Origin of the sequence: Actinoplanes lobatus (assembly GCF_014205215.1) — a bacterium.
Lineage (GTDB): Bacteria > Actinomycetota > Actinomycetes > Mycobacteriales > Micromonosporaceae > Actinoplanes > Actinoplanes lobatus.
Genome location: NZ_JACHNC010000001.1, coordinates 3,636,732 through 3,662,605, shown reverse-complemented (window position 1 = coordinate 3,662,605; position 25,874 = coordinate 3,636,732). Strand labels below are relative to the sequence as shown.

The following is a 25,874-nucleotide window of genomic DNA, read 5'->3' as shown; positions in this document are numbered from 1 at the left end:
CGTCACCCTCGATTGCCCGGTTCACGGCCGAGGGCCCTCCGCCTGCCCTCCGCGACGATGACCGCCTCCGGGGAACACCTACCGGAGCGACCGGCATGGCTCTGCCGACGTTGCGGCGAACCCTGGCCGTGCCCACCCGCCAAGACCGATCTCCTGCACGAATACCGGGATTTCCGGTCCCTGCTGATGATCTATCTGGCCGCCCAGCACTGGCAGGCGTCCGAGGATCTCACCGCACGGAGCGAGATTCCCGCGAACCTCCATACCCGCTTTCTGAGCTGGGCCCGCCGAGCTTGAGCGATCAGGGTGAGCGCTGCGCGACTATGTGACCTTGATGCGCGAGAATGACCGCCGGTGCTGGTGGAACGGGGGTCGTGGTGAGCGTTCTGGCGCGGACCGTGGCCGCGCTCGCCCGGATCGGCTGGAGCTGGTCGGTGGACGAGCTGCCGGATCTGGTCGCGGCTGTCGGCTGGGTGTGGCGTACCCCGTCGGAGGGGACGGTGAGCTGCCGTTTCGACGCGGATCCGGGCAACGCGGGCGCGTTTCTGTTCGGCGCCGAGGTGACCGCGCTGTACCTGAGTCTGGCCGAGCGGGACGAGGCGGCCGGGCCGGAGGCGGTGCTGGCCCGGCGGGACGGGTTCCGGGCCGCCGTCGATCAGGTGGCGGAGCTGCTCGGGCCGCCGCAGGCACGGTGTCCGGGCCCGGATCCGAGCGCCGGCTGGCGGGTGGCGGCCGGGATGCTGGAGATCGTGGACCGGCCGGGTGTGCTGGATCTGTGGCTGCGGCCGGCGCCGCGCCGGATGCCGCCTCCCCTGGTGGCCCCGGTCGCGGACGGGACGGCCCTGGCGGTGGGGCTGGCCGCCGCCGCGGCGTCGCTTCCGGCCGGTGCGGTGGTGACCGTGCTGGACGCGCGGGGCGGGGTGCGGGCGGAGTTGCGGCAGACGGACGGCACCCTCACCGTGACCGCCGGCGGCGACGAGATGGTTCTTCCCTGGCCGGCCGCCGGGACGGCGTACCGGGAATTGGCCGCCGGCCTCGCCAACCGCTGGGGTGACGAGGCCGGCGAGCTCAGCTACCGATCGGACCTTCCGGTCCCGCATCTGCCGCTGCCGCGAGCCTAGAAAGGGTCAGGTCGACGAGATGTTGTCGACCGTGCCGGCGCGTTCCCGTTCGATGCGGGGGTCGCCCTCGTCGGCGAGGTAGTCGTCGGGCTGGGTGCCGTCGACGCCCTCGGCAACCTTGGCGGCCCGCAGGGCGAGTGTCACGAGCACCGCTACCAGCGCGTTGACCAGCACCGCCACGAAGCCCACATAGATCGTCTTCGTGCTGTCGAACCCGAATTCGGACAGCGGGAACGCCGAGCCGCCGAAGTGTTTGCGCCCGGTCGCCACGTTGGGGATCTGCCAGAGCATCCAGAAGCCGAGTCCCATGCCGGCCGCCCAGCCCGCGACGAGCGCGCCCCGGTGCAGCCACCGGGTGTAGAGGCCGAGGACCACGGCGGGCGCGGTCTGGAGGATGATCACGCCGCCGATCAGCTGGAGGTCGATGGAGAACTGCGGGTCGAGGAAGACGATGCAGGCCACCGCCCCGATCTTCACCACCAGCGAGGTGATCTTGGCGACGCTCGCCTCCTGCGCGTGGGTGGCGTCCTTGCGCAGGTACTCCTTGTAGATGTTGCGGGTGAACAGGTTGGCCGCGGCGATCGACATGATCGCGGCCGGGACCAGCGCGCCGATGCCGATGGCGGCGAACGCGACACCGGTGAACCAGGCCGGGAACTGCTGGTCGAAGAGGATCGGCACGACCGTGTTGCTGTCCACACTGCCGGGTTTGGCGCCGGGCAGCGGCTTCACCCCGGCCGCGATGGCCATGTAGCCGAGCAGCGCGATCAGGCCGAGCAGCAGGCTGTACGCCGGGAGCGCGGACATGTTGCGCTTGATCACGCCCCGGTTCCGGCTGGCCAGCACACCGGTGATGCTGTGCGGGTAGAGGAACAGCGCGAGCGCCGACCCGAGCGCCAGGGTGAAGTACTGCACCTGGTTGTTGGCGTTCAGGAGGATGCCGTCGTTGGGTGCCGGTGACGCCTGGAACTTGGCGTCGGCCGCGTCGAAGATGGCGTTCCAGCCGCCCAGCTTGTACGGCAGCCACAGCACCGCCACCAGGATCACGATGTAGATCATCGTGTCCTTGACGAAGGCGATCAGTGCGGGCGCCCGCAGTCCGGACTGGTAGGTGTAGGCGGCCAGGATCGCGAACGCGATGATGATCGGCAGGTGCCGGGCCAGGGCGCTCTCGCCGGTGACGCCCATCGTCTTGAGCACCGCTTCGATGCCGATCAGCTGGAGGGCGATGTACGGCATGGTCGCCACGATCCCGGTGATCGCGACCACCAGGGCCAGCGTCGGCGAGCCGAACCGGGTGCGGACGAAGTCGGCCGGCGTCACGAAGCCGTGCCGGTGCGACACCGACCAGAGCCGGATCAGGATGAGGAAGAACAGCGGGTAGATGATCACGGTGTAGGGCACCGCGAAGAACCCGGCCGCTCCGGCGCCGAACATCAGCGCGGGCACCGCCACGAAGGTGTACGCCGTGTAGAGGTCCCCACCGACCAGGAACCAGGTGATCCAGCCGCCGAAGCTGCGGCCGCCCAGCCCCCACTCGTCGAGGTGGGCCATGTCCTGCGGCGCCCGCCACCGGGAGGCGACGAAGCCCATCCCGCTGACCAGCAGGAACAGGGCCGTGAAGATGACGATCTCGGTGATGTGATCGCTCATGACCGGCCCCGCTTGGTCATCTGGTAGACGAGGGTCGTGGTGCCGACGCCGAGCAGGATGAAGGAGAGCTGCAGCCAGTAGAAGAGCGGGAATCCGGCGATCCGCGGCTCGTCGTGGTTGTAGAGGAAGGTCAGCAGCGGCACCACGATGGGCACCAGGAGCAGCCAGTTCCAGGGACTTCTATCGGTTCGGGGACGTTCCGGCTCAGCCATGGGTCACCTCTGTCACTTCCGTTGCGTGTGCGTTACGTCACGCTAACGAGACGTCGGAAGATCGGGCGATCCCCTATGCGCCGAACGGGCGAGGAGGTGCGCCGAAAGGGGCGCACCTCCTCGGTCCCGCTAGCGGAGGCCGGCCGAGATGGCCTTGGTGAGTGACGCGTTCTCGTCGTCACCGTCGAGCGACCACATCATCGCGCCGCCCAGGCCCTTGGCCCGGATGTAGAGCGCCTTCTGCACCATCACGGCCGGGTCGTCGTACGTCCAGAAGGTGGTGCCGTCGAACAGCCAGGCGTGACCGTTGCGCAGGTCCCGGTGCACCGTGAAGCCTTGTGCGGGCAGCTTCTTGAGCGTCTTCCAGTCCTCGGTGCCGTTGGCGAAGACGCCCGGCGCCGGGCCGGCGGCCGGCTGGAACAGGCCGTTGCCGGTGCCGGTGACCCCGGTCCATCCCTGCGAGTAGTAGGGCACGCCGAGCACCAGCTTGCGCTTCGGGGCGCCACCGGCGATCCAGGCGTTGATCGTGTTCTCGGCCGAGAAGTCCGGGTTGTCCGGCGCACCGGCCGGTACGCGCAGCGCCGACTGCTGGTTGGTGACCGGCTCCCAGGTGCCGTGGAAGTCGTAGCCCTGCACGGTGGCGAAGTCCAGGTACTTGAAGATCTTGTCGACCTCGAAACCGGCTGCGATCTTCGCGGGCGCCGCCGGAACGAACGCCGTGAGCAGGTACTTCTTCCGGTTGGCCTTGCCGAGCTTGTCGAGCTGTGCCCGGAACTCCGCGGCCAGCAGGGTGAAGTTCTGCTTGTCCTCGGGCCGGATGACGTTGCCCACCTCGCCGTTCGAGCCGGGCCACTCCCAGTCCAGGTCGACGCCGTCGAAGACACCGGCCGCCACGCCCTCGGGCAGGCCGGTCAGGTTGCCCTTGATCCACAGGTCGAGGCAGGAGCTGACCAGCTTCTTCCGGGAGGCGTCGGTGAGGGCCGCGTCGGAGAAGTACCGGGAGCCGGACCAGCCGCCGAGCGAGATGAGCGCCTTGAGCTTCGGGTTCTTCGCCTTGATCTCGGCGATCTGGTTGAGGTTCCCGGCGAACGGCTGGCCCGCCACGTCGGCGACACCGTCCACACTGTTCTCCGCGGCGAACGGCGTCTGCCAGTCGGCCCACGGGTCGGCGGAGGCGCAGACGCCGTCCGCGGTGACCGGGCCGAACGCGTAGTTGAGGTGGGTCAGCCGGGCGGCCGCACCGGAGCTCTGCACGTCGGCGAGCTGGAAGTTACGGCCGTAGATACCCCACTGGGTGAAGTACGCGACCTTGGCATATGAGTCGTCCGGATGTGCCTGTGCGGGAGCGGGTGCTGCGGCCACGACGGCCGAGGCTACAGCCACCCCGGCGACGAGGCGGCGGGTGAAACCGCGCATGAGCCCTCCAGGGCGAAACGTTGAAGAAAGTTTCCTAATCGAGGAAGCTAAACGTCCGCCCTGCGAGGGTCAATATCTGCTCATCGAAGATGGGCGGTCTCGTTGACCGATCTGACCGCGATGTTCCCGTCCGGCCACACGTCCATCATCGACACACCCGCCGCGTCCAGGAACAACCGGTGCAGGAAGGCATCCCCCGCCGCCAGCGCGTCCCGCAGGATCAACTTGATCGGCGACACATGAGAGACAAGAACGACAACCTTTCCCGGGTACGCGCTGAGCACCGCCGCAAGAGCACCACGCACTCGCTTCGCCACCGCCTGGAACGACTCCCCGCCCGGCGGCGCCACACTCGTCGACGCCAGCCACGCGGCCATCTCGTCCGGCCACCGCTCCTGCACCTCGGCGAAGGTCTTCGCCTCCCACTGGCCGAAGTCGCACTCGATCAGGTCGTCCATCACGGTCACCGGCAACCCACCGGCCTCGGCCGCGATCAGCTCAGCGGTACGCACACACCGGGAAAGGGGTGACGACAGCACCGCCGCGACGTCACGGGAAATACCCGCCACCCGCCCGGCCGCGGCCATCGCCTGCGCCTCGCCCTCGTCGGTGAGCGGCACGTCGCCACGCCCCGAATAGCGGCCCTGAGCGGTCAACGGGGTGGCGCCGTGCCGGACCAGGATGATCCGGGTGGCGTCCTCCAGGCTGGCCGGCGGCGCCCACGACTTGGGCGACTCCGCCTTGACCGGGGCCTGCTTCACCGGAGCGCCGGCCGCCTCGTCCATCGCCCGGTTGGCCAGCTCGTCCGCCGCCTTGTTGCGCTCCCGCGGGATCCACTCGTAGGTCACCCCGGCGAACTTGCCGACCAGGGCCGCGGCCTCGGCGGCGAGCGGGCGCAAACCCGCGTTCTTGATCTGCCAGCGGCCGGACATCTGCTCGATGACCAGCTTGGAGTCCATCTTGACGGCGACCCGCTCGGCGTTCAGCTCGGCGGCCGCCGCGAGACCCGCGATCAGGCCCGAGTACTCCGCCACGTTGTTGGTGGTGACACCGAGGGAGTCGTACCGCTCGGCCAGGACCTCGCCGGTCACGGCGTCCCGGACCACCGCGCCGAACCCGGCCGGGCCCGGGTTGCCGCGGGAACCCCCATCGGCCTCGACGACCACCCGCAATCCGCTCATGACGCCACCTCCGCTTCGCTCCGGCGTCGCCATGAGTTCAAAACTGAGCCGAATGATTCGCTCGCAAGCTCGCTCATAGGCCGGACTCCGACGTGCGCACCATGATCCGGCGGCACTCCTCACAGCGGACCACGTCGTCCTTGGGGGACGACTTCACCCGGTTCAGGTCGGCGCCGTACAGCTCGATCCGGCAGGCGCCGCACCGCCCGGCGTACACCAGGGCCGCGCCCATCCCGGTCTCGGTGCGGATCTTGTCGTACAGGGCGACCAGGTCGGACGGCAGGTCCGCGGCGAGCGGCACCCGGGCCTGGGTCTTGAACTCCAGCTCCTTGGCGATCTCCGCGTTCGCCTCGTCGCGGCGGCGCTCGGCGTCGGTGCGCCGGCCGACCGCGGCCGACAGCCGGCCCTGCACCTCGGCCAGGGTGGCCTCCGCCGTCTCCTTCTGCTCCATCAGCTCCAGCTCGGCGTCCTCCAGCTCGGACTGCCGCCGGTTCAGCGTGGCCAGCTCGTGCTGGAGGCCCTCGACCTCACGCAGCGAACCACCCGCGTCCAGCCGCTTCTGGTCCTTGTCCTTGCGCTGCCGGACCTGGTCGATGTCCTTCTCCAGGCGGGCGATGTCCCGGTCCAGGTCGTCGACGACCACCTGGGCGCGGACCCGCTCGTCCTCCAGCGCGGAGATCTCCCGCGCGACCGCGTCGATCTCGGCCAGCTCGGGCAGCGACTTACGCCGGTGCGCGAGCTGGGCCAGGGTGGTGTCGACGGCCTGCAGGTCGAGCAGACGGCGCTGGGCTTCCGGGGCGGCCTTCACGGGCGGATCTCCAAATCGTCGCGGTTCGCATGGACGGTCCAGGGGTCGGTGTCCACGTCTGACACCACCACATCAACGGGAAAGACCTCGCGCAGCCAGGCCGCCACGTCGTCGAGCCAGGGGCGTTCGCTCGCCCAGTGCGCGACGTCGAGCAGCGCCGGGCCACCGGCCGCGAGATGCTCGCTCACCGGATGATGCCGCAGGTCCGCGCAGAGGTACGCGTCGACGCCGGCGCGGGTCGCGTCCGGCAGGAACGAGTCACCCGCGCCACCGCAGACGGCGACCGTACGGATCGGGCGGTCCGGGTCACCGGCGGAACGCACACCGGCCGAGGTGGCCGGCAGCCGCTCGGCCGCGAGCCGGGTCAGCTCCGCCAGCGTGAGCGGCTCGGGCAGCACGCCGATCCGGCCCAGGCCGCGCCCCTCGCCGGCGGCCGCGCCCTCGGCGGGCGCCAGCGGGCGCAGGTCGGTCAGGCCGAGACGGGCGGCGAGGGCGTCGGAGACGCCGGGGTTGGCCACGTCGGCGTTGGTGTGCGCGGTGTAGAGCGCCACACCGGCACGGATCAGCCGGTGCACGATGCGGCCCTTGAATGTGTCCGGGGCGATCGACGACACCGGCTTCAGGAACAGCGGATGGTGCGCCACGATCAGGTCGGCGCCGAGGTCGACGGCCTGCTCCACGGTCTCCGGCACGCAGTCGACGACGCAGAGGACCCGGGCGACGGGGTGGTCGAATTCGCCGAGCACCAACCCGACCCGGTCCCAGGGCTCCGCCCAGCTCCGCGGGTATCGCGTGTCTAGGGCGTCCACCACGGTCCGGACGGTTGAGTCGGTCACGAGGGCTGAGCCTATACCGCTAGGTGACCGCCCCCGGCTCGACTCGGGCGGCGACCGGGTTGCTGACCGCCTGGAGGGCCCGCCGCCAGGGGAACTGCCCCCGGTAGCGGTCGGTCTGCCCGGGGCCGCCGAGACGGCACACGTCCTCCCCGTAGAGGACGTGCACCCCCCAGTCGCGGAGTTTCGCGAGGCTCTCGTGCAGCGCCGGATGCAGTGCCATCACCTTGTTGGTGTACGGCACCACGGCGATCGGGACGCCGTAGCCGTACGCCTCGACGAGAAGGCCCAGCACCAGCGTGTCGGTGATCCCGGCGGCCCACTTGTTGACCGTGTTGACCGTGGCGGGCGCGACGATCATCGCGTCCGCCGGCGGCAACGTGTCCGGGTCGCCGGGACTCTTGTACGCGGATCGAACCGGATGTCCGGTCTGCGCCTGGAGAGCCGCCACGTCAACGAACTTGCGGCCGTCCGGCGAGGTGATCACGCACACGTCCCAGCCCTCGTTCTGGGCGAGGGTGACGAGGATCCCGACGTCCCGGGCCATCGGTGAGCCGCACACCAACACGTACAGCACACCGGGTGAGGGGTTACCCGTCATCACTCGCAGACCCACCTCATACACCGACTCCCATCTGTTCAGCCAGCTCCGCGATCGGAGCGGGCGGCGTGCCCCGGGTCCGCCGGAGCACGTCGGAAAGGACTTCGTGGGCGAGTGGCCGGCACCGGATCTCGGAAGGGGCGAGCCGGTCGCCCTCCAGCAGCATCTCGCCCGCCTTCTCCACATCGCCGATCTGCGTGTAACCGCGCGCGATGTCGAGGAAGTGGTGTGCCCGCCGCTCCGGGAGCATGGCGTGGAACCCGTTCTGGTCCATGCCCAGATGTGTCTCCACCGCCAGCTTCCCGTCCCCGAGCTCGACCGCGGTCGCGCAGCGGTGCAGCTGCACGTTGGTCGGCCCGAAGCTGGTCCAGTAGTGGTTGAAGTCGCCACCCAGCTCCAGTGACGCCTGGTCGGCCCCGCAGAGCAGATCACGGACGGTCGCGCTGTCCCCGATCCGGGCGGCCGCCATGGCCCCGTTGAGCAGCAGCATCCCGTAGACCGAGAGCTGCTCGGCACGCGGCCGCTCCGGGCCGGGCGCCAGCCGGTTGGCGATGTTGACGTTCACTTCGAGCGACGGCCGGACCCGGCCCAGCGCGAGCAGGGCGCTGCCGACCCGGTAACTGGCCAGCCCGGCCAGCAACTGGTCGCCGGCCCGCTGGGAGACCGCGATCGAACGGTCCGCGGCCAGCCAGGACAGCTCGTGCTCGCCGACCTTGCGCAGCGCCGACGAGGCGATCTGGTAGACCTGGCCGAGCAGGTGCGCGGCGTGCGACGCCTCGTCGCTGTTGGCGTGGGCGCTGTCCGCCGCCTGGGCGTCGCGGAGCAGCTTGGGCAGGGCGCGCGCCAGGACCCCGTACTTGGCGTGCTGATAGGTCAGCCAGGCGTGGCTGACGGCCTTGCGCATCTCCGCGAGCGGCGGTGAGTGCGGCACCGCCTGGAAGAACGCGCTCATCTGGTCGTACCGCTCGAGAGCGGCGCGGATCTCCTCGACCTCGACCTGGTCGATGCAGTTCTGGGTCTCCGGCTTACGCTCCACCTCTTTGCCCAGCAACAGCTGGACGTCGACCTGGAGCACGTCGGCGATGTCGTACACCACTGAGAACTTGTCGAGCCGGCGAACCCCGCGTTCCACCTTGTCGACCCAGCTCTTCGATTTACCCAGCCGGTCCGCGAAGACCTGCTGGGACATTTTGCGTCGGCCCCGCCAGTAGGCGACGCGACGGCCGATCGGCAGCTCGTCCACGGTGCCTCCCCACTCAACCGGCGGTCTTTCCGCCGGCGAGCCATCCGGTGTCACTCGCAGTGTGGACCGCTCACGTGTGCACAGATCGCACAGCGTGTGTGATCGCCTGCTCACCGATGCTCGTAGTTTTCTTGCAAGTTGCAAAGGGTGGATCCGCCGAGCCCAACGATGGTTGTCGTGACGGGTAACGGCACTCCCGCCCGATCCCGGGGGTATCGAGCTATGCAGTGGACCAGCCGTCAGCCGTTCGTCCCACCGTCAATCCTCGACCGGCCACTCCTGCGCCGCGCCGCCCTGCGGTATGCGGCACACGGGTGGCCCGTGATGCCCGGCTCGTACCTGACCGGAAACCGGTTCGACTGCGGACGGCCGGGTTGTCCCATCACCGGATGCCATCCGGCGATCGACTCCTGGGTCACCTCTGCCACCGACGATCCGGCCCGGATCACCGACTGGTGGCGGCGGCACCCCTACACCGTTCTCCTCACCACGGGAACGGCCTTCGACGTCCTGGAGGTGCCCGCGTCGCTGGGCCGGCACGGCCCGGACGCCGGACCGGTCGCCGTGACCCCGGCCGGGAGCTGGATGTTCCTCGTCCAGCCGGGCACCGCACTGCGACCCGAACTGGAGCGGCGCCTCGACGTGGTGCGGCACGGAACCGGCTCGTGGATCCCGGTGCCGCCCAGCCGCACGGCCGACGGACCGGTCCGCTGGGAAGTGCCGCCCGGCCGGTCACAGTGGCGTCTGCCGGACTCGGCCCGGGTGCAGGAGCGACTGGTGATCGCACTGGGCCCGGCTCGCCGGCCGGGACAACCGGACATCCCCCGGCAGCTGTCCACCGCTCGCCGGGCCGCCTGAAGGTCTTTGCACGGGTACACATGTCACCCGACAACCCTATCCCGAACCGGGGTGATCCGCGCGTCCCCCGAAGGGGTGAGACTCGTGAATGAATTCAGATGGCGACATCCCGGCAGGCCATGATCACGGCCTTTGGTACGTCCGGGCGGGCCCTGGCCGCCAAGGGGAAACCGGCCGGGACCCGCCCACCGCGGGTGTTCCCCGCGGACACCAACAGTGATCGGTCCGGCCCGCCCCCGGTTGAGCGCCCACCCCGTTGCGCCCCGGTTGCGGCTAGTCTCTGCCCTCGTGGACAGGGTCGAGCTGGTGCTGCGCAAATACGACGGCCGCCCGCACCGCAGCGTCACCGGCCTGCTGCTCGGCGACGACGAGCACGGCACCTGGATCGGCACCCCCAGGGGCAGCGTGGTCCGCTTCAGCTACGGCGCCAGCCCGGTCGAGCACACCCGCCACGACGCGGTCCGCCTGATCCCGCACGACGGCTGGTGGATGGCGATGTTCCTGGCCGAGCCCTCCGCCCAGGAGGTCTACTGCGACGTGACCACCCCGGCCGAACACTCCCCCGGCCGCATCACGGTCGTCGACCTGGACATCGACGTGACCCGCTCCCGCCCCGACGGCCGGGTCCTGATCGAGGACGAGGACGAGTTCGAAGCCCACCGCCGGGAACTCGGTTACCCACCCGAGGTGGTCACGCAGGCCACCGCCGCGGCGACCCACCTACGCGACGCGCTGACCGGAGCGGACGAGCCCTTCGGCACACATGCCCTGACCTGGATGACCCGCCTGGGCGCAACGCCGCCACGAACGTGAATTGACTGGTGGGCGCGGTAGGTTTCGAACCTACGACCCCTCGCTTGTAAGTTCCGGGCGGCTCATCCGGCCTCGTCCGTACAAGGCTGCGACCTCGGAACATCGTCCGGCGCAAGACCGCTCCGATCGAGATCATCTGCCCCGGTTGCTGTCAGCGTTGCTGTCAGCTCGGCCATCGTTCTACTGGCCTGCCCGCGTTCGAGACGATCATCCAAGTACCGCTGGACCGGACTGTAGAGCGGGTAAGGAACAAGCACGGCGACGGTCTGTCGGTCACACCATGCCACCTCCGCCACCTCCGCCCGGCTTGCCGGATAGGCGTTCCCGCCCTCGACTTCGCACGCGAGGTAGAACATGGTCCGACCCGTGTCCGGGTGTATTCGCATTCCGAGGTCATCAACGACCCGCACCGCAAGCCCGGTCTCCTCAAGTGTCTCCCGCACCGCGGCCTCGTCGGTGCGCTCGCCAACTTCGACCTTCCCAGCTGGGAACTGCCACGAGAGCCGGCCCTCCACTACGGCACGTCGGATCAACAAAACTCGGCCGCTCTGGACAACGATGGCTGCGACGACCGCCTGATCTTCGTTATTCGCAGGCATGGCTCATCGATACACCGCTAAGACCGTCTCGCGTAGATCATCCTTTCAGGTGCTTCGCCACGCTTCACGAGCGCCTAGGCTCTGTTCGCGTGGAACGCATCAAGAGGCAGGCGCGGATCCAGCCCAGACGCAAGGCGGCCGACGTGCCGCCATCGGCACCTGCGGGCACTCAGGCGCAGATCCCTATCGTCGCTAGCGCTACACAAACGGCAGCATCGGTAAAGCCATTCATTGAGATTGCCGGAGTGGTAGGCATTTTGTCAGTTCCTTTTGTGGCGATCCGCATGCTGGCGGTTGCCAACTGGAACCAGACCACAGCTTTGGCGATAATATCCAATTCCGCCATCGGAAGCCTAGCCGTCGCGTTCTTCCTACTAGCGATTCCAACATGGCTATATATCACCAACATCTTTCTGGCCATGGACGCCGCCAGCCCTGAATCCACCAATAGAGGCCGGAACATCTTTCTGATCTTATTGATATCATTTATCGGCGCTACCATGGTACGCAGCTGGTTCGAACTTTTCCCTATTGCCATTTTTCCACTCGTCGCAATATGGATTTTTGGGCGAATCGACCGGGGCAGGTCAACTGAGCAGTCTCGGGCCGAGAACCGCAGGGTTGCCCTGGCGCTCAGTCTCTCGGCGATCTGGTCGATGGTCGCTTCCACACAGTCCTGGCTTCCAGCAGAGCAACTTGTTGTCGACGGACAGAAGAGACAGGCCTTCGTCCTTAACAGCTCCGAAAAGGAATTCGTCGCCTATTTTCCAGCCGAATCAGCAGTAATTAGAGTCGACAAGGCACGAATCACCGAAAGGCAATACTGCACTCTACGCACGGTAGCCCCCATATTCAAAAATAAGGTTCGCAGCTTGCCTCCATGCCCGCTTCTGGATAACGAGAAGAAACTGGGCCCGCTGCCGAGCCCTTCGAGTTCGGCTCCGAGCGGAGCCCCATCCTCTCCGAGCAGTCCGTCACCAGCGCCTCAACTATCCGTCGTAAGCTGAACCGTCGAAGCTGGCGTGATCAGTTTGGAAGATGATCACCAGCCGCCCGGGAGACTTCCTGCTGGAGTCCTGGGACCAGTACGTTTAAGCCGTCCATAGCCTGATGGGGCAGGGTTCGGAGGCGCGTTGTTGCCCGCTGATGACCGGTGTGGCTCCGTCGGTCAGGCACGGTCCCCCAGTAGCACCTGGGCATAATTGGCCTTCGGCTTGTGCTCTAGGTGCGGTTAGATGGTCTGAGCCCGTACTTAACCCGGGTGATTGGTTACAAGTGTGCCGGAGTGGGATTTGACGTCGTCAAGTTGGGCAGCAAATTTGCCCTTCACGCCTCCATTTATTGAGCGGTCCAGCAGCCGGGAAGGATTCGAGTTCTGGTGGCGTTTGCTGACATTTGTTTTCCCTTTGACGGACCCTGCGGTCCTCCCGAGAATCCCTAGGGCCTCATTCGGTAGCGACGTGGAGATCTTGGATCGATACGTTGAAGAGGCGGCGGAGCTGGCCACAAGCTCATTGCTCAATGATTCAGGAGGGTTGACAATTCAGGTGCAGACCCTTCCTGACGGTACCCAAGAAGAGACACTTACTACCGACTTTGTTTCACGGGAAGTCACGCGCGGATTTGCCGTGGCATTTCGGCAACTCTATGAGCCGGGCGAATCTGCATCTTTCCTCAAAGCGTATAACGCAGTTGCTCGGCAGGCCCGGCCGCAGTGGGGTGACGACGAGAATTGGCAGGCTCTGGCGCAGTGGCGAGCGGCTCACGGTAAGCTTCGCGCAAAACCTTTGAAGGTTCTTTCCAGCGAGAAGCTATTTCCAGATCGCGGTGCTATTGGAGTTCCTGGCGATGGGCCTCCGTATCCTGAAGAGATTATTTCAACGTACAACTATGGTGATCTAATCCATTGGGGAAGCAAACGTCAAGAATTGAGTGCGCTCGGTAGGACTGAATTCGACTCTGCCTGGAACCAGCTTAGATTTTTGGAGGCGGTCGGAGGCTTGAGTCATCTATATATCGGATTCGGTGGCGTGGTGGCGAACATCCTGGCCGAGGACTAGATATTGAGTGTTCACTCAGCTGTGTGTGGCACGTGTCAATCTCGTCTTGACACGTGCCGTCACACTCTCGGTCGAGCAGACCGTTCAGCGCGTCGGTGGACAGCTTGTCGTGGCTGGCGCGAAGACGGAGGACTCGGAGAGTGTTCTGCCGTTGCCGGATTGGACCTGGCTGGTCCTGCTGGAGCACCAGGAAGCCCAGGCCCGGGAACGTACCAAGCTCACGGAGGTCTGGACCGACCACGGCCTGGTCTTCCCGTCCGAACTCGGAACTCCGATGGAGCCCCGCAACCTCAACCGCCACTTCGCCCGGCTCCGCGTATCAGCCGGCCTTCCCGAGGTCCGGCTACATGACTTCCGTCACACCGTCGTGTCCATCCTGATGGACCTCGGCGTCCCGCCGCATGTGGTCCAGGCGATCGCCCGGCACGCGGACGTGAAGATCACTCTCAAGGTGTACTCGCACACCAACCTCGAAGCGATGCGCCAGGCCCTCGGGAAACTCGACGGGCGGCTGTCGTGAGCGCCGTAGCTGTCACCGTTGCTGTCAACGGTCGCCCGCTGGATCATGTGGCCAGCGTCTCCGCTGGTTATCGTGGTGGGCGCGGTAGGTTTCGAACCTACGACCCCTCGCTTGTAAGGCGAGTGCTCTCCCACTGAGCTACGCGCCCGGCTCGGCGAAAGCCGGAGTCGCCATCGTACCCTGCCGGGGATCAGCGGCTCAGGGTGGCGACGGCGGCGCGCCAGGGGGCCTGGTCGCGGACCTCGCCGGGGCCGTTCATCTCGGCGAAGGTGATCCGGCCCGCCGGGTCGACCAGGAAGGTGCCGCGGTTGGCGAAGCCGCGCTCGTCGTCGAAGACACCGTAGGCGCGGGCCACCTCGCCGTGCGGCCAGAAGTCGGCGAGCAGCGGGAAGTCGAAGCCCTCCTGCTCGGCCCAGACCTTGTGACCGTAGACCGAGTCGACGCTCACCGTCAGCACCTGGACGTGGTCGTTCGCGTACGCCGGAAGGTTCTCCTGGATCTCGGTGAGCTCGCCGTGGCAGCGGCGGCTGAACGCCAGCGGGTAGAACACCAGCAGGACCGCCTTGCGACCGTGGAAGTCGCTGAGGCGGACCTCCTGGTTGTTCTGGTCCTTGAGGACGAAGTCCGGCGCCGGCACGCCCAGCTCGATCGGCATCCGCCCAGCCTAGACCAGGCGAACGCCGCATGGTCGGCGCCCGCCGGGCGCCGACCAGAGATGGGGAGAAGGCAGTGAGCTACTTCTTCTTGGCGCCCCGTGGGGAGACCAGGCGTGCGCCTGTCCAGTCCTTGCCGGCGTTCACCGTCGAGGTCTGCTGGAGGCCCGCGGTGGGGGCCGCCTCGCTGATCTCGCTCGGCTCGACGTGCCCGTCACGCCCGGCCTTCGGGGTCAACAGCCACACCACGCCGTTGTCGGCGAGGGGGCCGAGTGCGTCGGTCAAGATTTCGAAAAGGTCGTCGTCGCCGTCGCGGTACCACAACAGCACCGCGTCGACGACCTCGTCGGTGTCCTCGTCGACCAGCTCTCCGACGCGTTCGGTCAGGGCGTCACGGAGATCGTCATCGACGTCCTCGTCGTAACCCATCTCCATGACCACCATGTTCGGCTCGAAGCCGAACCGGTCCGCCAGGCTACGTACGCCGTCGGCCTGACCCGCGGTCGCGCTCACTGTCCAAATCCTCCTAGCCGTCAAAAATGTTCCGGAACCTGGGGGTAGTCCACACATTCCGGGGCCGGTACGCAAGTGGCGCACCGAGTGTGTGGCAATTTACCGTGCCAGCAGGGCGTGGGCACCCTGTGTGATGGCATCCTCTCCTACCAAGACCTGCTGGGCGGCGGGACCTAGCGGAACCGGCACGTCGGCGGCCGCCACCCGGCGTACGGAACCGACAAAAGCCCCATCGACCAGGGCTGCCAGCACCCCCTCGCCGACCCCTCCGGAGCGCCGTGTCTCGTCGGCGATGAGCACCCGCCCGGTGGCCGCGGCCTCACGCAGCAGATCGGCCGTGGGCAGCGGGTTCAGCCACCGGAGGTCGACGACCCGGGAGCCGTACCCCTCGGCGGCCAGCTGTGCGGCGACCCGCAGCGACATCCGGACGCCGTTGCCGTACGTCACGATGGTCAGGTCCTGCGCGGTGCCCAGCCCGTAGATCCGCGCGCGGCCGATCGGCACGTGCTCCTCGGCCCATCCGCCGGGGGCCGGATAGGGCGCCAGCCACTCGTTGTCGCCTTGTTGATAGAGGTCCCTCGTCTGGTAGAGGGCGGCCGGCTCGAGGAAGACGCAGACGCTGCCGTCGACCTCCGCCGCGGCGATGCAGGAGCGCAGCATCGGCGCCGCGTCGGCGGCCCGCGCGGGGGCCGCGACCACGAGACCGGGGATCTCCCGGAGCGCGGCGAGCGCGTTGTCGTTGTCCAGGTGACCCCCGATCCCGTACGGCTGGGCGAGCCCGGGCACGCGCAGCACCAGCGGGTTGCGGTAGGCGCCGGCCGACAGGTACGCCATGGTGGCCGCCTCGGACCGCAGCTGCTCCATGGCGCTGTGCAGGGCGGCCAGGCCGTCGAGCTCGGGCACCGGCAGTTGCCCGGCGAGCCCGGCGCCGAGGGCCAGCCCGAGGATCGTGGTGGCGTCCGGCGGGCTGTCGAAGACCCGGTCGGCGGCGTGCTCGGAGAGGCCGGTGGTGACGCCGTGCCGTCCGCCGCGGGTGACCGTGGGGCCGAAGACCAGCGTGCCGGGGCCGGCCAGCAGGGCGTCGGTGAGGGTGGCGCCGATGGCCTGTGCCAGGGTCATCGGCCCGGCGTCCTCGGGGAGGCGGCCGCCGAAGGCGCGCAGGCGGGTGGGCACCCCGGCGCCGAGGGCGTGCCCGGCCGCCTCGGCGACGGCGTGCGCGACCCGCAGCGGACGGCGCGGCGCGAGCGAGGCGACGACCTCACCCGTCGAGGCGAGTTTCGGTTCGCCGAGCACCTCCTCGGCGGCTTTGCGGACCTGCCAGCCGACCTCGTCGTACCGGGTGATCACCTCGTCCGGGCCGAGCAGGCCGGCCTCGACGAGCAGCCGGGCGGTGCCGATCAGCGGGTCGCGGTCCAGGCTGTCGCCGGGATCGGGGTCGCCGGGCAGGCCGAGCAGGTGCAGGGTGGCCAGGTGCAGCACGGCGGGGCGGCGCTCGCGGCGGACGAACTCGGTCGCCTCGGCCGCCGCGTCGTACGCCGCCGCCAGGTCGCATCCGTCGGCGAACGAGTACCGCAGGCCTGGTCGGCCGCGCAGCACGCCGGCCACCCAGCCGTCCGGGCCGGCCCCGCCGGGGGCGTCGTCCTCGCAGATCAGCAGCAGTGGCGCCGGCTGCCCGGCGTGCCCGAGCCGGCCGGCCGTGTCGAGGGCGACCGACGCGCCGGGGCGGGCCGTCGCGCCGTCGCCGAAGGAGGCCACCACGATGGCGTCCTCCGGCCACGGGGCGGTTCCTCCGGGCCGGGTGAGGGCGTGCGCCAGCCCGGCCGCCCGGGGCAGGTGGCCGCCGCCGGCCGAGAGCGCCGGGATGAGGTGCAGCGCCGGGTTGCCGAAGATCTTGTCGCGGCCGCCGGTGATCGGGTCGCGGACCGAGGCGACCACACCCCGCAGGATGTCGCGGGCGGCTTCCTCGAGCCGCCGGGACGCGTCCGGGGGGCCTCCCCCGGCGGTGCTCGCCGCCCGTACGCAATAGAAGGCCGATGATCGATGGTGCAGGAGGGCCGGATCGTCGGCGCGCAGCGCCGCGGCGACCGCGGCGTTGCCCTCGTGGCCGGCCGACCCGCCGGTGTGGAAGCCCTCGTTGAAGCTGCGCAGCCAGCGCGCGGCGAGGTCGAGGTGGCGGCTGGTGAGCTGGGCGTCGAAGAGGTCCCGGGCACGGGCGCCGGTCAGGGTGCTGCCGTCGCGGACCGGATCGCCGGGGGCACGCCCGGACTCCGGTGGCCGAAGGGCCGAGACCGCATCGCGGAACCGCTCGTCGAGGCTTTGCGGAGTGGTCACGGAGTTCAGCATTCCCGACCCGCGCCAGCCGTGCCACTGCGAGAAAGTTCGATCTACGCACACATGGCGTCACCCGATGGTGTACTCAGTGACATGATCTTGTCGGCCGCCGCCCTGGCCGCCGCCCGATGCATGGGCTGGCTGCTCTGCACGGCGGCGGTGTTCCTGGTGCTCGATCTTTACACCTAGGCTCGGCGGATGCGCACCGAAGTGATCACCGTCCGGACCGGCCGCTCGCCCACCGTCACGGACATCACCCGGGAGGCGGCCCGGTTCGTCCAGTCCGAGAAGGACGGCCTGCTGCACGTCTTCGTCCCGCACGCGACCGCCGGCGTGGCGATCATCGAGACCGGGGCCGGCTCGGACGACGACCTGCTGACCGCGATCGGCGAACTGCTGCCCACCGACGACAGGTGGCAGCACCGGCACGGCTCTCCGGGTCACGGCCGGGACCATGTCCTTCCGGCGTGGATCGCGCCGTACGCCACCCTGCCGGTGATCGACGGCCAGATCGCGCTCGGCACGTGGCAGTCGATCTGCCTGGTCGACCCGAACGGCGACAATCCGTCCCGTCAGGTGCGTTTCTCGTTCGTCAAGGGCTGACGTCCCCGCCGGGTCACAAAGTTACTGGTCAGTACCTGTGTCGAGCATCGCTGAGACGGCCGGTAGGCGTGACGAGTCACACCGTGAGGGGGCAGGATGGAGACCTATTCCGAGCGATTCGCCACCTTGGGTCGCACGGATCCCGTCACTCACACCTAGAGGATTGCCTGTGGCCACGGAGCGCAAGCGCCCGGTGATCAGCGATGGCCTGCCGAGCCAGCTTCCCGACATCGACCCTGAAGAGACCAACGAATGGGTCGAGTCGCTCAACGGAGTCATCGACGAACGAGGCGCGAAAAGAGCCCGTTATGTGATGTTGCGCCTTCTCGAGAAGGCCCGGGAGCGACAGGTCGGCGTTCCGCCACTGACGTCCACCGACTACATCAACACCATCCCGCCGGAGCGTGAGCCCTGGTTCCCCGGCGACGAGTTCGTCGAGCGGCGGATCCGGGCCTACATCCGGTGGAACGCGGCGATGCTGGTGCACCGGGCGCAGCGCCCGGAGATCGGCGTCGGCGGTCACATCTCGACGTACGCGTCGAGCGCCAGCCTCTACGAGGTCGGCATGAACCACTTCTTCCGGGGCAAGGACCACCCGGGCGGTGGCGACCACATCTTCTACCAGGGCCACGCCTCCCCGGGTATGTATGCGCGGGCCTATCTCGAGGGCCGGCTCACCACCCACCAGCTCGACGGTTTCCGGCAGGAGCTGTCGCACCCGGGTGGCGGCCTCCCGTCGTACCCGCATCCGCGCCTCATGCCGAACTTCTGGGAGTTCCCGACGGTCAGCATGGGTCTCGGCCCGCTGAACGCGATCTACCAGGCCCGGTACAACCGCTACCTGCACAACCGCGGCATCAAGGACACCAGCCAGCAGCGCGTCTGGGCGTTCCTCGGCGACGGCGAGATGGACGAGGTCGAGTCGCTCGGCGCGATCGGCCTGGCCGCCCGCGAGGAGCTGGACAACCTCACCTTCGTGGTCAACTGCAACCTCCAGCGCCTCGACGGCCCGGTGCGCGGCAACGGCAAGGTCATCCAGGAGCTGGAGGCCTTCTTCCGCGGCGCCGGATGGAATGTGATCAAGGTGGTCTGGGGCCGCGAGTGGGACGGCCTGCTCGCCGGTGACACCGACGGCGCGCTGGTCAACCTGATGAACGTGACGCCCGACGGCGACTACCAGACCTACAAGGGCGAGTCCGGGGCCTATGTGCGGGAGCACTTCTTCGGCCGCGACCCGCGGACCCGCAAGCTCGTCGACGGCATGACCGACGACGAGATCTGGAACCTGAAGCGCGGCGGGCACGACTACCGCAAGCTGTACGCGGCGTACAAGGCGGCCACCGAGCACACCGGCCAGCCGACCGTGATCCTGGCCAAGACGGTCAAGGGCTGGACGCTCGGGTCGCACTTCGAGGCCCGCAACGCCACCCACCAGATGAAGAAGCTGACCCTGGAGGACCTGAAGGGCTTCCGGGACCGCCTCTACCTCGACATCAGCGACAAGCAGCTCGAGGAGAACCCGTACCTCCCGCCGTACTACCACCCCGGCGAGAAGTCCGACGAGTACCAGTACATGATCGAGCGCCGCCGTGAGCTGGGCGGGTCGATCCCGACCCGGCGGACCAAGGCGAAGTCGCTGGCGATCCCGGAGTCGAAGGCGTTCAGCGGCCTCAAGGGCGGCAGCGGCAAGCAGAAGATCGCCACCACGATGGCGTTCGTCCGCCTGCTCAAGGACCTCATGCGGGACAAGGAGTTCGGGGCCCGCTGGGTGCCGATCATCCCGGACGAGGCCCGGACCTTCGGCATGGACTCGCTCTTCCCGACCAAGAAGATCTACTCGCCGCACGGCCAGACCTACACCTCCGTGGACCGGGAGCTGTTCCTGTCCTACAAGGAGTCGACGGACGGCCAGATCCTGCACGAGGGCATCAACGAGGCGGGCTCCACGGCGAGCTTCATCGCGGCCGGCACGTCGTACGCGACGCACGACGAGCCGATGATCCCGCTGTACATCTTCTATTCGATGTTCGGGTTCCAGCGCACCGCCGACGAGCTGTGGGCGGCCGCCGACCAGATGACCCGCGGCTTCCTGCTCGGCGCCACCGCCGGCCGGACCACGCTCAACGGTGAGGGCCTCCAGCACGAGGACGGGCACTCGCTGCTGATCGCGGCGACCAACCCGGCCGTGGTGGCCTACGACCCCGCGTTCGGGTTCGAGATCGCCCACATCATGGAGCACGGCCTGCACCGCATGTACGGCGAGAAGCAGGAGAACATCTTCTACTACCTCACCATCTACAACGAGCCGGCGATCCAGCCCGCCGAACCCGCCGGCCTCGACACCGAGGGCCTGCTCAAGGGCATCTACCGGTTCAACGAGAGCTCGCTCGAGGACGGCCCGAAGGCGCAGCTGCTCGCCTCCGGCACCGGCATGCGGTGGGCACTCAAGGCTCAGGAGCTGCTCGCCCAGGACTGGGGGGTGAGCGCCGACGTCTGGTCGGTCACCTCCTGGACCGAGCTGCGCCGCGACGCCATCGAGGCCGAGGAGCACAACCTGCTGCACCCGGGCGACACCCCGCGCAAGCCGTACATCCAGCAGAAGCTGGAGGCGACCGAGGGTCCGTCGGTGGCGGTCAGCGACTGGATGCGGGCGGTGCCCGACCTGATCGCCCGCTGGGTGCCGAACGGCTACACCTCGCTGGGCACCGACGGGTTCGGCATGAGCGACACCCGGCACGCCCTGCGCCGCCATTTCCACGTGGACGGCGAGTCGGTCACCGTGGCGACGCTGCGCGAGCTGGCGCTGCGTGGCCTGGTGCCGGCGCACGTTCCGGCCGAGGCGGCCAAGAAGTACGCGATCGACGACGTCAACGCGGCTCCGGTCGGCGAGACCGGCGGCGACTCCTAAGAGGGCCGGGCCCGCGTTCGGCTCCGAGCGCGGGCCCTTCCCCGTAACTCACTCGTCCACGTCGGTAGTCTGGGGCGGTGACTGTTCGCGTACGCTTCGCTCCCTCTCCGACCGGCATGTTCCACGTGGGCGGCGCCCGCACCGCGCTGCAGAACTGGATCTACGCCCAGCAGCACGGCGGTGTCTTCGTGCTCCGGATCGAGGACACCGACGCAGCCCGTAACCGGCCCGAGTGGACCGAGGGCATCATCTCGGCGCTCGACTGGATCGGCATCGAACGCGGGGCGTACGAGGGTCCCCACTTCCAGTCCTCCTACGCGGCCGATCACACCGCCGCCGCCACCCGGCTGTACGGCGAGGGCCGGGCGTACTACTGCGACTGCACCCGCGACGACGTGGTGGCCCGCTCGGGCAACAAGCACACCGGCTACGACGGCTTCTGCCGGGAGCGGGCACTCGGCCCGGGCGAGGGCCGCGCGCTGCGTTTCCGTACCCCCGACGAGGGCGAGACGGTGGTCGAGGACCTGGTCCGCGGCAAGCCCACCTTCGAGAACCGGCTGATCGAGGACTTCGTCATCGCCCGCAGCGACGGCTCGGCGGTCTTCCTGCTGGCCAACGTGGTCGACGACATGAGCCTGGGCATCACCCACGTGTTCCGCGCCGAGGAGCACCTGCCCAACACCCCGAAGCAGCAGCTGCTGTGGGAGGCGCTGGGCGCCACGCCGCCGGTCTGGGGCCACGTCCCGGTGATCGTCAACGAGAAGCGGCAGAAGCTGTCCAAGCGCCGCGACAAGGTCGCTCTCGAGCAGTACCGGGACGAGGGCTACCTGGCCGCCGCCATGCGCAACTACCTGATGCTGCTCGGCTGGGCGCCCACCGGCGACCGGGAGATCGTCCCGTGGTCGGTGATCGAGGAGGAGTTCCGGATCGAGGACGTCAACCACGCCCCGGCCTTCTACGACGTCAAGAAGCTGCGCGCCTTCAACGGGGAGTACATCCGGGCCCTGACCGTGAGCGAGTTCACCCAGGTGTGCGCGCCGTGGCTGACCGGCACCGAGACGATCCCGGCCCCGCCGTGGTCGCCGGCCGCCTTCGACGCGAGCGTGTTCGCCACGATCGCCCCACTCGCCCAGACCCGGATCGGGGTGCTCGCCGAGATCGTCGACAACGTCGACTTCCTCTTCCTCGACGAGCCGGTGCACGACGAGGCGTCCTGGGCGAAGGCGATGAAGGACGGCGCGGACGACATCCTGGACGGCACGGCGGCCGCCTTCGCCGCCCTGCCCGACTGGTCGGCCGAGGCGCTCAAGACCACGCTCGAGCAGGTCGGTGAGGCGCGAGGTCTCAAATTGGGCAAGACTCAGGCACCGGTACGGGTGGCGGTGACCGGCCGCACGGTCGGCCTGCCGCTGTTCGAGTCGATCGAGCTGCTCGGCCGCGAGCGTACGCTGGCTCGCATCTCCGCAGCTCGTGCACGCCTGAGCTGACGCCTACCGTATTCGGCGGCCGGCTGCCACAGGCGGTCGCCGAAATCGGTGATGCTCTCCGTCACGAGGGTGACCACCACCCCCGCCGTTTGCGCGGGGTGGGTACTATTCGGCCGCTGATCAACGGCCGTTCCGTCTCCGCGGCCATCCCCCACATGGCTCCAATTCACCCTGCCTCGAGATGCGGCCGGGCCGGTGTCCGGGAAGGCTGGAGGCCTGGGCCGTGCGCGGTTCCACCGCCGGGCACGAGCAGCAGGTTGAGTGGGGCCATGTCCATCCACGGGCGGGGAGGTCGGATGGTGCGGGGGACGACGATCAGGAGGCTGGCGTCAGCGGCGACGGCGATTGCCGTGGCGCTCGCGCTGGCGGTCGGGGCGGCACCGGGCGCGGTGCGGGCCGCGCCGAAGGCGCCACCGAAGCCGACGGCGCTGCAGCTCACCGGCACGGACATCCCGGAGCCGATCCTGGTCCGCGAGGACGAGCGGCCGAAGCTCTTCGAGATGCTGGTCAGCGAGGTCGGCTGGCTCGCCACGGCCACGGCGTCGACGTCGGCGCCGAAGGCGGCGAAGCTGGGGCCGAAATACACGGTGACCCTGCTGGTCAAGGACGCGCCGAACCAGATCTACCACCTGTACCCGCTGGCCGCCGGCGGCCCACGGGCGCACCGGCCGGCCAAGCAGCCGTCCGGGAAGAAGGCCGAGGGCTGGTTCTACGGCCGGATGTCCATGCCGGAGGCGCTGCGGCTCGGCGGCGCCCCGCTGGAGACCAAACCGGACGTGGTGCACGGCGGCATCGGCGGCGGTGTCGGGGAGGATCTCCGGGCCGAGGTGAACCCGGTCGAGGAGATGTCCGAGATGTTCACCGAGATGCGCCGGCTGTTCCTGCTCAACGGCGCGGTCCTGCTGGTCATCCTGACCGGTCTGGCGGGCATGGCGTTCCTCATTCGCCGCCGAGTGTGATCGCGCTCTCCTGAACGGTGGCGGGCGCTGCCGAGTTCTCCACCAGGCGGACCAGGTCCTCCAGGTCGGCGTCGAACTCGGCGGCGCCCTCCAGCATTTCCGGGGTCGATCCGGGCAGCCCGCCGGTGACCTCGCCGGTCGTGTAGCCGAGCAGGAAGGCGCAGATCATCCGGGCGATCCGGGGCACGTCCGGCCCGGGCACCCCGGCGTCGCTCAGGACGCCCTGGAGCGCTCCGGTGAGCCAGGCCGCCGACGGGCCGGCCGCGGAGCGGTTCAGCAGCAGGGGGAAGGCGCTGGGATGGGCCCGCGCCAGCGAGCGGACCGCCCGGCCCAGCGCGCACAGCCGCTGCCGCCAGCCGATGCTCGCGAGGTCGTCGCCGAACGCCGCACCCAGTTCCAGGTGCAGCAGATCCACCAGCCCGTCGAGGAGGGCGTCCTTCCCCCCGACGTACGGGTAGAGCGCCATCGAGGTGAGCCCGACCCGTTCGGCCACCGCCCGCATCGACATGGCGGCCAGCCCGCGCTCGTCGACCAGCGCGAGGGCCTGGTCGAGGATCTGCCGTCTCTTGTCGTCCACCGTTTCCACCTGACCAGGCCGGGGCCCTCAGGACGGGGAAACGCGCCCGCCACTCACCCGTACGAGACTCAGCACCAGCGGCCCGGTGGGCGTCCCCGCCCGGCGGCCCGGCGGCGTGGGCGGACCGCGCCGTGCAGGTGGGCCCCGGCCCAGCCGCGCAGCTCGGTACGGCATCCGACCCGTCCCGTGCCCGGGTCGATGATCTGCTCCTCGTCGGCCGGCGGCACTGCCGGCAGGTCGTCGAGGGCGGGATCCCTGTCGGTGTACGCGAACGCGTCGTCCCGTTCCATCATCTCGCCTCCTCGATCACATACCCACGGCGCCGGGCTGCTCCCGGCACCGCTTCCTCATCGGCACTGTGACGCCCGGCGTTAACCCCGGCCCGGAGCGCACTAGTCCGACACCTTGCCAGGTCACCGACCGAAATCGGGGGAGAGGCGCACCGCTACGCCGGTCAAATGTCATAAAAACCCCTAAGATGCATGCCGTCTCCGCTTCCGTCACCTGTCATCCGGATGCCGGACACCCGGGGCGCCGTGGCACGCTGTGCCCGTGGCAGAAACTGAGACCGGCGCCACTCCCGCGCCTTCGGGGCGACCGGAGACGCCGGGGAATCCGCTGCTCCCCGGCACTCTGCGCCGGATCGAACGGCACGCCGGCGCGCTCGCCAGCGCCGCCGTGGCCCGCATGGATGAGACGCTGCCGTGGTTCCGGGCGCTCCCGGCCGACCAGCGCTCCTGGGTGATGCTCGTCGCACAGGCCGGCGTCCGGTCGCTCGTCGAGTGGCTGCGCTCCGGCGGCACGGTCGCCGCCAGCACCGAGATCTCCGACGAGGTGTTCGCCGCCGCGCCCCGGGCGCTGGCCCGGGTGATCACGCTGACCCACACCGTCCAGCTGATCAAGGTGACGGTCGACGTGGCCGAGGCCGAGGTGCCCGGTTTCGCCGAGCCGGCCGAGCACGAGGCCCTGATCCAGGCGATCCTGCGCTTCTCCCGGGAGATCGCGTTCTCCGCGGCCCGGGTCTACGCGCGGGCCGCCGAGTCCCGTGGCGCCTGGGACGCCCGGCTCCAGGCCCTGCTGGTGGACGCCCTGCTGCGCGGCGACTCGTCGGACGTGCTGGCCAGCCGGGCCGCCGCACTCGGCTGGGCGGACGCGCCGCCGGTGGCCGTGGTGGTGGGCCGTTCCCCCGGCGGCGACATCACCGCGGTGCTGCACGCCGTCTACCGGGCCGCCCGCCGCGCCCGGCTCGAGGTGATCGCCGGCGTGCACGGCGACCGTCTGGTGGTCGTGGTCGGCGGCGCCACCGACCCGGTGGCGGCCGCGTCCGCGCTCGGCGGCGGGTTCGGTGAGGGCCCGGTGGTGGTCGGCCCGGCCGTGCCGTCCCTGGACCAGGCCACCGAGTCGGCGCGCGCCGCGCTGGCCGGTTTCCGGGCCGCGCCGGCCTGGCCCGGGGCGCCGTCCCCGGTGGCCGCCGACGACCTGCTGCCGGAGCGCGCCCTCTCCGGGGACATGGACGCCCGACGCAAGCTGCGCCACGACGTCTTCGGGGCGCTGACCCGGGCCGGCAGCGGCCTGCTGGAGACCCTGGACGCGTTCTTCGCCTCCGGCGGGGTGCTGGAGAGCGCGGCCCGCGAGCTCTACGTCCACCCGAACACCGTCCGCTACCGTCTGCGCCGGGTCGCCGAGGTCACCGCCCTCTCCCCGCTGGACGGCCGGGACGCCTTCGCCCTGCGGATGGCCCTCACCGTGGGACGCCTCGATCCCGGAACGTGAGCCGGATCTCGCACCATCAGACACGATCGCGGTAGTCATGAATGGGGTGAAAGTTGCCCAAGTAGACCCCTGTTTTGTAGGAACCCTACAACGCTGGTCGTAGGGTTTGGTCGTGCCCGGCTACCGCGCAAAGGCCTCCGATCCGGAAGAGT

General features: G+C 69.2%; 25 protein-coding genes and 1 tRNA gene. 11 read left to right on the top strand and 15 right to left on the bottom strand.

Features of this window, described 5'->3' with window-relative positions; all coding sequences use genetic code 11:
• Positions 1–377 precede the first annotated feature (377 nt).
• On the top strand, positions 378–1,121 hold the full coding sequence (locus BJ964_RS17270) for a DUF6301 family protein (protein ID WP_188121616.1): 744 nt from the start codon (positions 378–380) through the stop codon (positions 1,119–1,121).
• 6 nt (positions 1,122–1,127) lie between these two features.
• Here BJ964_RS17270 and mctP read toward each other — a convergent pair whose 3' ends face one another.
• From mctP to BJ964_RS17230, 8 genes are all read right to left on the bottom strand, one after another.
• Positions 1,128–2,774: a monocarboxylate uptake permease MctP gene (mctP, locus tag BJ964_RS17265; protein ID WP_188121615.1), complete on the bottom strand. Its 1,647-nt coding sequence runs from the start codon at positions 2,772–2,774 to the stop codon at positions 1,128–1,130.
• Positions 2,771–2,986, bottom strand: coding sequence for a DUF3311 domain-containing protein (locus tag BJ964_RS17260; protein ID WP_188121614.1), 216 nt, complete (start codon positions 2,984–2,986; stop codon positions 2,771–2,773). The genes mctP and BJ964_RS17260 overlap by 4 nt, the downstream gene beginning before the upstream one ends.
• A gap of 129 nt (positions 2,987–3,115) precedes the next feature.
• Positions 3,116–4,402, bottom strand: coding sequence for a glycoside hydrolase family 18 protein (locus BJ964_RS17255; RefSeq protein ID WP_188121613.1), 1,287 nt, complete (start codon positions 4,400–4,402; stop codon positions 3,116–3,118).
• A gap of 80 nt (positions 4,403–4,482) precedes the next feature.
• Positions 4,483–5,583: a bifunctional RNase H/acid phosphatase gene (locus tag BJ964_RS17250; RefSeq protein ID WP_188121612.1), complete on the bottom strand. Its 1,101-nt coding sequence runs from the start codon at positions 5,581–5,583 to the stop codon at positions 4,483–4,485.
• Between the two features lie 73 nt (positions 5,584–5,656).
• Positions 5,657–6,391 carry a zinc ribbon domain-containing protein gene (locus tag BJ964_RS17245; protein WP_188121611.1) on the bottom strand — a complete coding sequence of 245 codons (735 nt, stop codon included), beginning with the start codon at positions 6,389–6,391 and terminating at the stop codon, positions 5,657–5,659.
• Positions 6,388–7,227: a Nif3-like dinuclear metal center hexameric protein gene (locus BJ964_RS17240; protein WP_188121610.1), complete on the bottom strand. Its 840-nt coding sequence runs from the start codon at positions 7,225–7,227 to the stop codon at positions 6,388–6,390. Before BJ964_RS17240 ends, BJ964_RS17245 begins: the two co-directional genes overlap by 4 nt.
• A gap of 19 nt (positions 7,228–7,246) precedes the next feature.
• Positions 7,247–7,825: a flavoprotein gene (locus tag BJ964_RS17235; protein WP_188121609.1), complete on the bottom strand. Its 579-nt coding sequence runs from the start codon at positions 7,823–7,825 to the stop codon at positions 7,247–7,249.
• 16 nt (positions 7,826–7,841) lie between these two features.
• Positions 7,842–9,068, bottom strand: coding sequence for a helix-turn-helix domain-containing protein (locus tag BJ964_RS17230; RefSeq protein ID WP_188121608.1), 1,227 nt, complete (start codon positions 9,066–9,068; stop codon positions 7,842–7,844).
• Between the two features lie 222 nt (positions 9,069–9,290).
• Between BJ964_RS17230 and BJ964_RS17225 the strand changes: the two genes are divergently transcribed.
• Positions 9,291–9,926 carry a bifunctional DNA primase/polymerase gene (locus BJ964_RS17225; protein WP_188121607.1) on the top strand — a complete coding sequence of 212 codons (636 nt, stop codon included), beginning with the start codon at positions 9,291–9,293 and terminating at the stop codon, positions 9,924–9,926.
• A 288-nt stretch (positions 9,927–10,214) separates the two neighbouring features.
• On the top strand, positions 10,215–10,739 hold the full coding sequence (locus BJ964_RS17220; protein ID WP_188121606.1) for a DUF402 domain-containing protein: 525 nt from the start codon (positions 10,215–10,217) through the stop codon (positions 10,737–10,739).
• 62 nt (positions 10,740–10,801) lie between these two features.
• Here the strand turns inward: BJ964_RS17220 and BJ964_RS17215 are convergent, their stop codons facing one another.
• Positions 10,802–11,338, bottom strand: coding sequence for an NUDIX hydrolase (locus tag BJ964_RS17215; protein ID WP_188121605.1), 537 nt, complete (start codon positions 11,336–11,338; stop codon positions 10,802–10,804).
• A gap of 89 nt (positions 11,339–11,427) precedes the next feature.
• On the opposite strand from BJ964_RS17215, the gene BJ964_RS17210 reads away from it, so the two are divergent.
• From BJ964_RS17210 to BJ964_RS17200, 3 genes are all read left to right on the top strand, one after another.
• The gene (locus tag BJ964_RS17210; protein WP_188121604.1) at positions 11,428–12,345 is read left to right on the top strand and encodes a hypothetical protein; all 918 of its coding nucleotides are present in this window, start codon (positions 11,428–11,430) and stop codon (positions 12,343–12,345) included.
• 453 nt (positions 12,346–12,798) lie between these two features.
• Entirely contained in the window at positions 12,799–13,398 is a 600-nt protein-coding gene (locus tag BJ964_RS17205) for a hypothetical protein (RefSeq protein WP_188121603.1), read from the top strand.
• A 46-nt stretch (positions 13,399–13,444) separates the two neighbouring features.
• The gene (locus BJ964_RS17200) at positions 13,445–13,918 is read left to right on the top strand and encodes a tyrosine-type recombinase/integrase (protein WP_229807108.1); all 474 of its coding nucleotides are present in this window, start codon (positions 13,445–13,447) and stop codon (positions 13,916–13,918) included.
• A gap of 73 nt (positions 13,919–13,991) precedes the next feature.
• On the opposite strand, the gene BJ964_RS17195 is transcribed toward BJ964_RS17200, so the two are convergent.
• The 4 genes from BJ964_RS17195 to BJ964_RS17180 all read right to left on the bottom strand — a co-directional run bounded on the left by BJ964_RS17195 (position 13,992) and on the right by BJ964_RS17180 (position 17,427).
• Positions 13,992–14,066, bottom strand: a tRNA-Val gene (locus BJ964_RS17195).
• 42 nt (positions 14,067–14,108) lie between these two features.
• Positions 14,109–14,573, bottom strand: a complete 465-nt coding sequence (locus BJ964_RS17190; protein ID WP_188121601.1) for a peroxiredoxin — start codon at positions 14,571–14,573, stop codon at positions 14,109–14,111.
• 79 nt (positions 14,574–14,652) lie between these two features.
• Positions 14,653–15,084, bottom strand: coding sequence for a DUF3052 domain-containing protein (locus tag BJ964_RS17185; RefSeq protein WP_188121600.1), 432 nt, complete (start codon positions 15,082–15,084; stop codon positions 14,653–14,655).
• Positions 15,085–15,183: 99 nt separating this feature from the next.
• A complete protein-coding gene (locus BJ964_RS17180) occupies positions 15,184–17,427 on the bottom strand; it encodes a transketolase C-terminal domain-containing protein (protein WP_188121599.1) in 2,244 nt (747 codons plus the stop codon).
• Between the two features lie 186 nt (positions 17,428–17,613).
• Between BJ964_RS17180 and BJ964_RS17175 the strand changes: the two genes are divergently transcribed.
• The 4 genes from BJ964_RS17175 to BJ964_RS17160 all read left to right on the top strand — a co-directional run bounded on the left by BJ964_RS17175 (position 17,614) and on the right by BJ964_RS17160 (position 23,372).
• Positions 17,614–18,018, top strand: coding sequence for a secondary thiamine-phosphate synthase enzyme YjbQ (locus BJ964_RS17175; protein ID WP_188121598.1), 405 nt, complete (start codon positions 17,614–17,616; stop codon positions 18,016–18,018).
• 169 nt (positions 18,019–18,187) lie between these two features.
• Positions 18,188–20,926, top strand: coding sequence for a pyruvate dehydrogenase (acetyl-transferring), homodimeric type (gene aceE / locus BJ964_RS17170; RefSeq protein ID WP_188121597.1), 2,739 nt, complete (start codon positions 18,188–18,190; stop codon positions 20,924–20,926).
• 77 nt (positions 20,927–21,003) lie between these two features.
• The gene (gene gltX / locus BJ964_RS17165) at positions 21,004–22,413 is read left to right on the top strand and encodes a glutamate--tRNA ligase (RefSeq protein WP_188121596.1); all 1,410 of its coding nucleotides are present in this window, start codon (positions 21,004–21,006) and stop codon (positions 22,411–22,413) included.
• 296 nt (positions 22,414–22,709) lie between these two features.
• Positions 22,710–23,372, top strand: coding sequence for a hypothetical protein (locus tag BJ964_RS17160; RefSeq protein WP_188121595.1), 663 nt, complete (start codon positions 22,710–22,712; stop codon positions 23,370–23,372).
• Here BJ964_RS17160 and BJ964_RS17155 read toward each other — a convergent pair.
• Positions 23,353–23,949, bottom strand: coding sequence for a TetR/AcrR family transcriptional regulator (locus BJ964_RS17155; protein WP_188121594.1), 597 nt, complete (start codon positions 23,947–23,949; stop codon positions 23,353–23,355). The genes BJ964_RS17160 and BJ964_RS17155 overlap by 20 nt on opposite strands.
• Before the next feature lie 68 nt (positions 23,950–24,017).
• Positions 24,018–24,242 (bottom strand): hypothetical protein, encoded by a 225-nt coding sequence (locus tag BJ964_RS17150; protein ID WP_188121593.1) that lies wholly within the window; start codon positions 24,240–24,242, stop codon positions 24,018–24,020.
• Positions 24,243–24,567: 325 nt separating this feature from the next.
• On the opposite strand from BJ964_RS17150, the gene BJ964_RS17145 reads away from it, so the two are divergent.
• Entirely contained in the window at positions 24,568–25,722 is a 1,155-nt protein-coding gene (locus BJ964_RS17145; RefSeq protein ID WP_188126997.1) for a PucR family transcriptional regulator, read from the top strand.
• Positions 25,723–25,874: the final 152 nt, after the last annotated feature.

What these genes read in the sequence shown, in the direction of transcription:
- BJ964_RS17225 (WP_188121607.1), top strand. Translation starts at nt 9,291, where the DNA reads ATGCAGTGGACCAGCCGTCAGCCGTTCGTCCCACCGTCAATCCTCGAC.
- BJ964_RS17235 (WP_188121609.1), bottom strand. Translation starts at nt 7,825, where the DNA reads ATGACGGGTAACCCCTCACCCGGTGTGCTGTACGTGTTGGTGTGCGGC.
- BJ964_RS17150 (WP_188121593.1), bottom strand. Translation starts at nt 24,242, where the DNA reads ATGATGGAACGGGACGACGCGTTCGCGTACACCGACAGGGATCCCGCC.
- BJ964_RS17190 (WP_188121601.1), bottom strand. Translation starts at nt 14,573, where the DNA reads ATGCCGATCGAGCTGGGCGTGCCGGCGCCGGACTTCGTCCTCAAGGAC.
- BJ964_RS17255 (WP_188121613.1), bottom strand. Translation starts at nt 4,402, where the DNA reads ATGCGCGGTTTCACCCGCCGCCTCGTCGCCGGGGTGGCTGTAGCCTCG.
- BJ964_RS17215 (WP_188121605.1), bottom strand. Translation starts at nt 11,338, where the DNA reads ATGCCTGCGAATAACGAAGATCAGGCGGTCGTCGCAGCCATCGTTGTC.
- BJ964_RS17175 (WP_188121598.1), top strand. Translation starts at nt 17,614, where the DNA reads ATGCGCACCGAAGTGATCACCGTCCGGACCGGCCGCTCGCCCACCGTC.
- mctP (WP_188121615.1), bottom strand. Translation starts at nt 2,774, where the DNA reads ATGAGCGATCACATCACCGAGATCGTCATCTTCACGGCCCTGTTCCTG.
- BJ964_RS17180 (WP_188121599.1), bottom strand. Translation starts at nt 17,427, where the DNA reads ATGCTGAACTCCGTGACCACTCCGCAAAGCCTCGACGAGCGGTTCCGC.
- BJ964_RS17260 (WP_188121614.1), bottom strand. Translation starts at nt 2,986, where the DNA reads ATGGCTGAGCCGGAACGTCCCCGAACCGATAGAAGTCCCTGGAACTGG.
- BJ964_RS17160 (WP_188121595.1), top strand. Translation starts at nt 22,710, where the DNA reads ATGGTGCGGGGGACGACGATCAGGAGGCTGGCGTCAGCGGCGACGGCG.
- BJ964_RS17250 (WP_188121612.1), bottom strand. Translation starts at nt 5,583, where the DNA reads ATGAGCGGATTGCGGGTGGTCGTCGAGGCCGATGGGGGTTCCCGCGGC.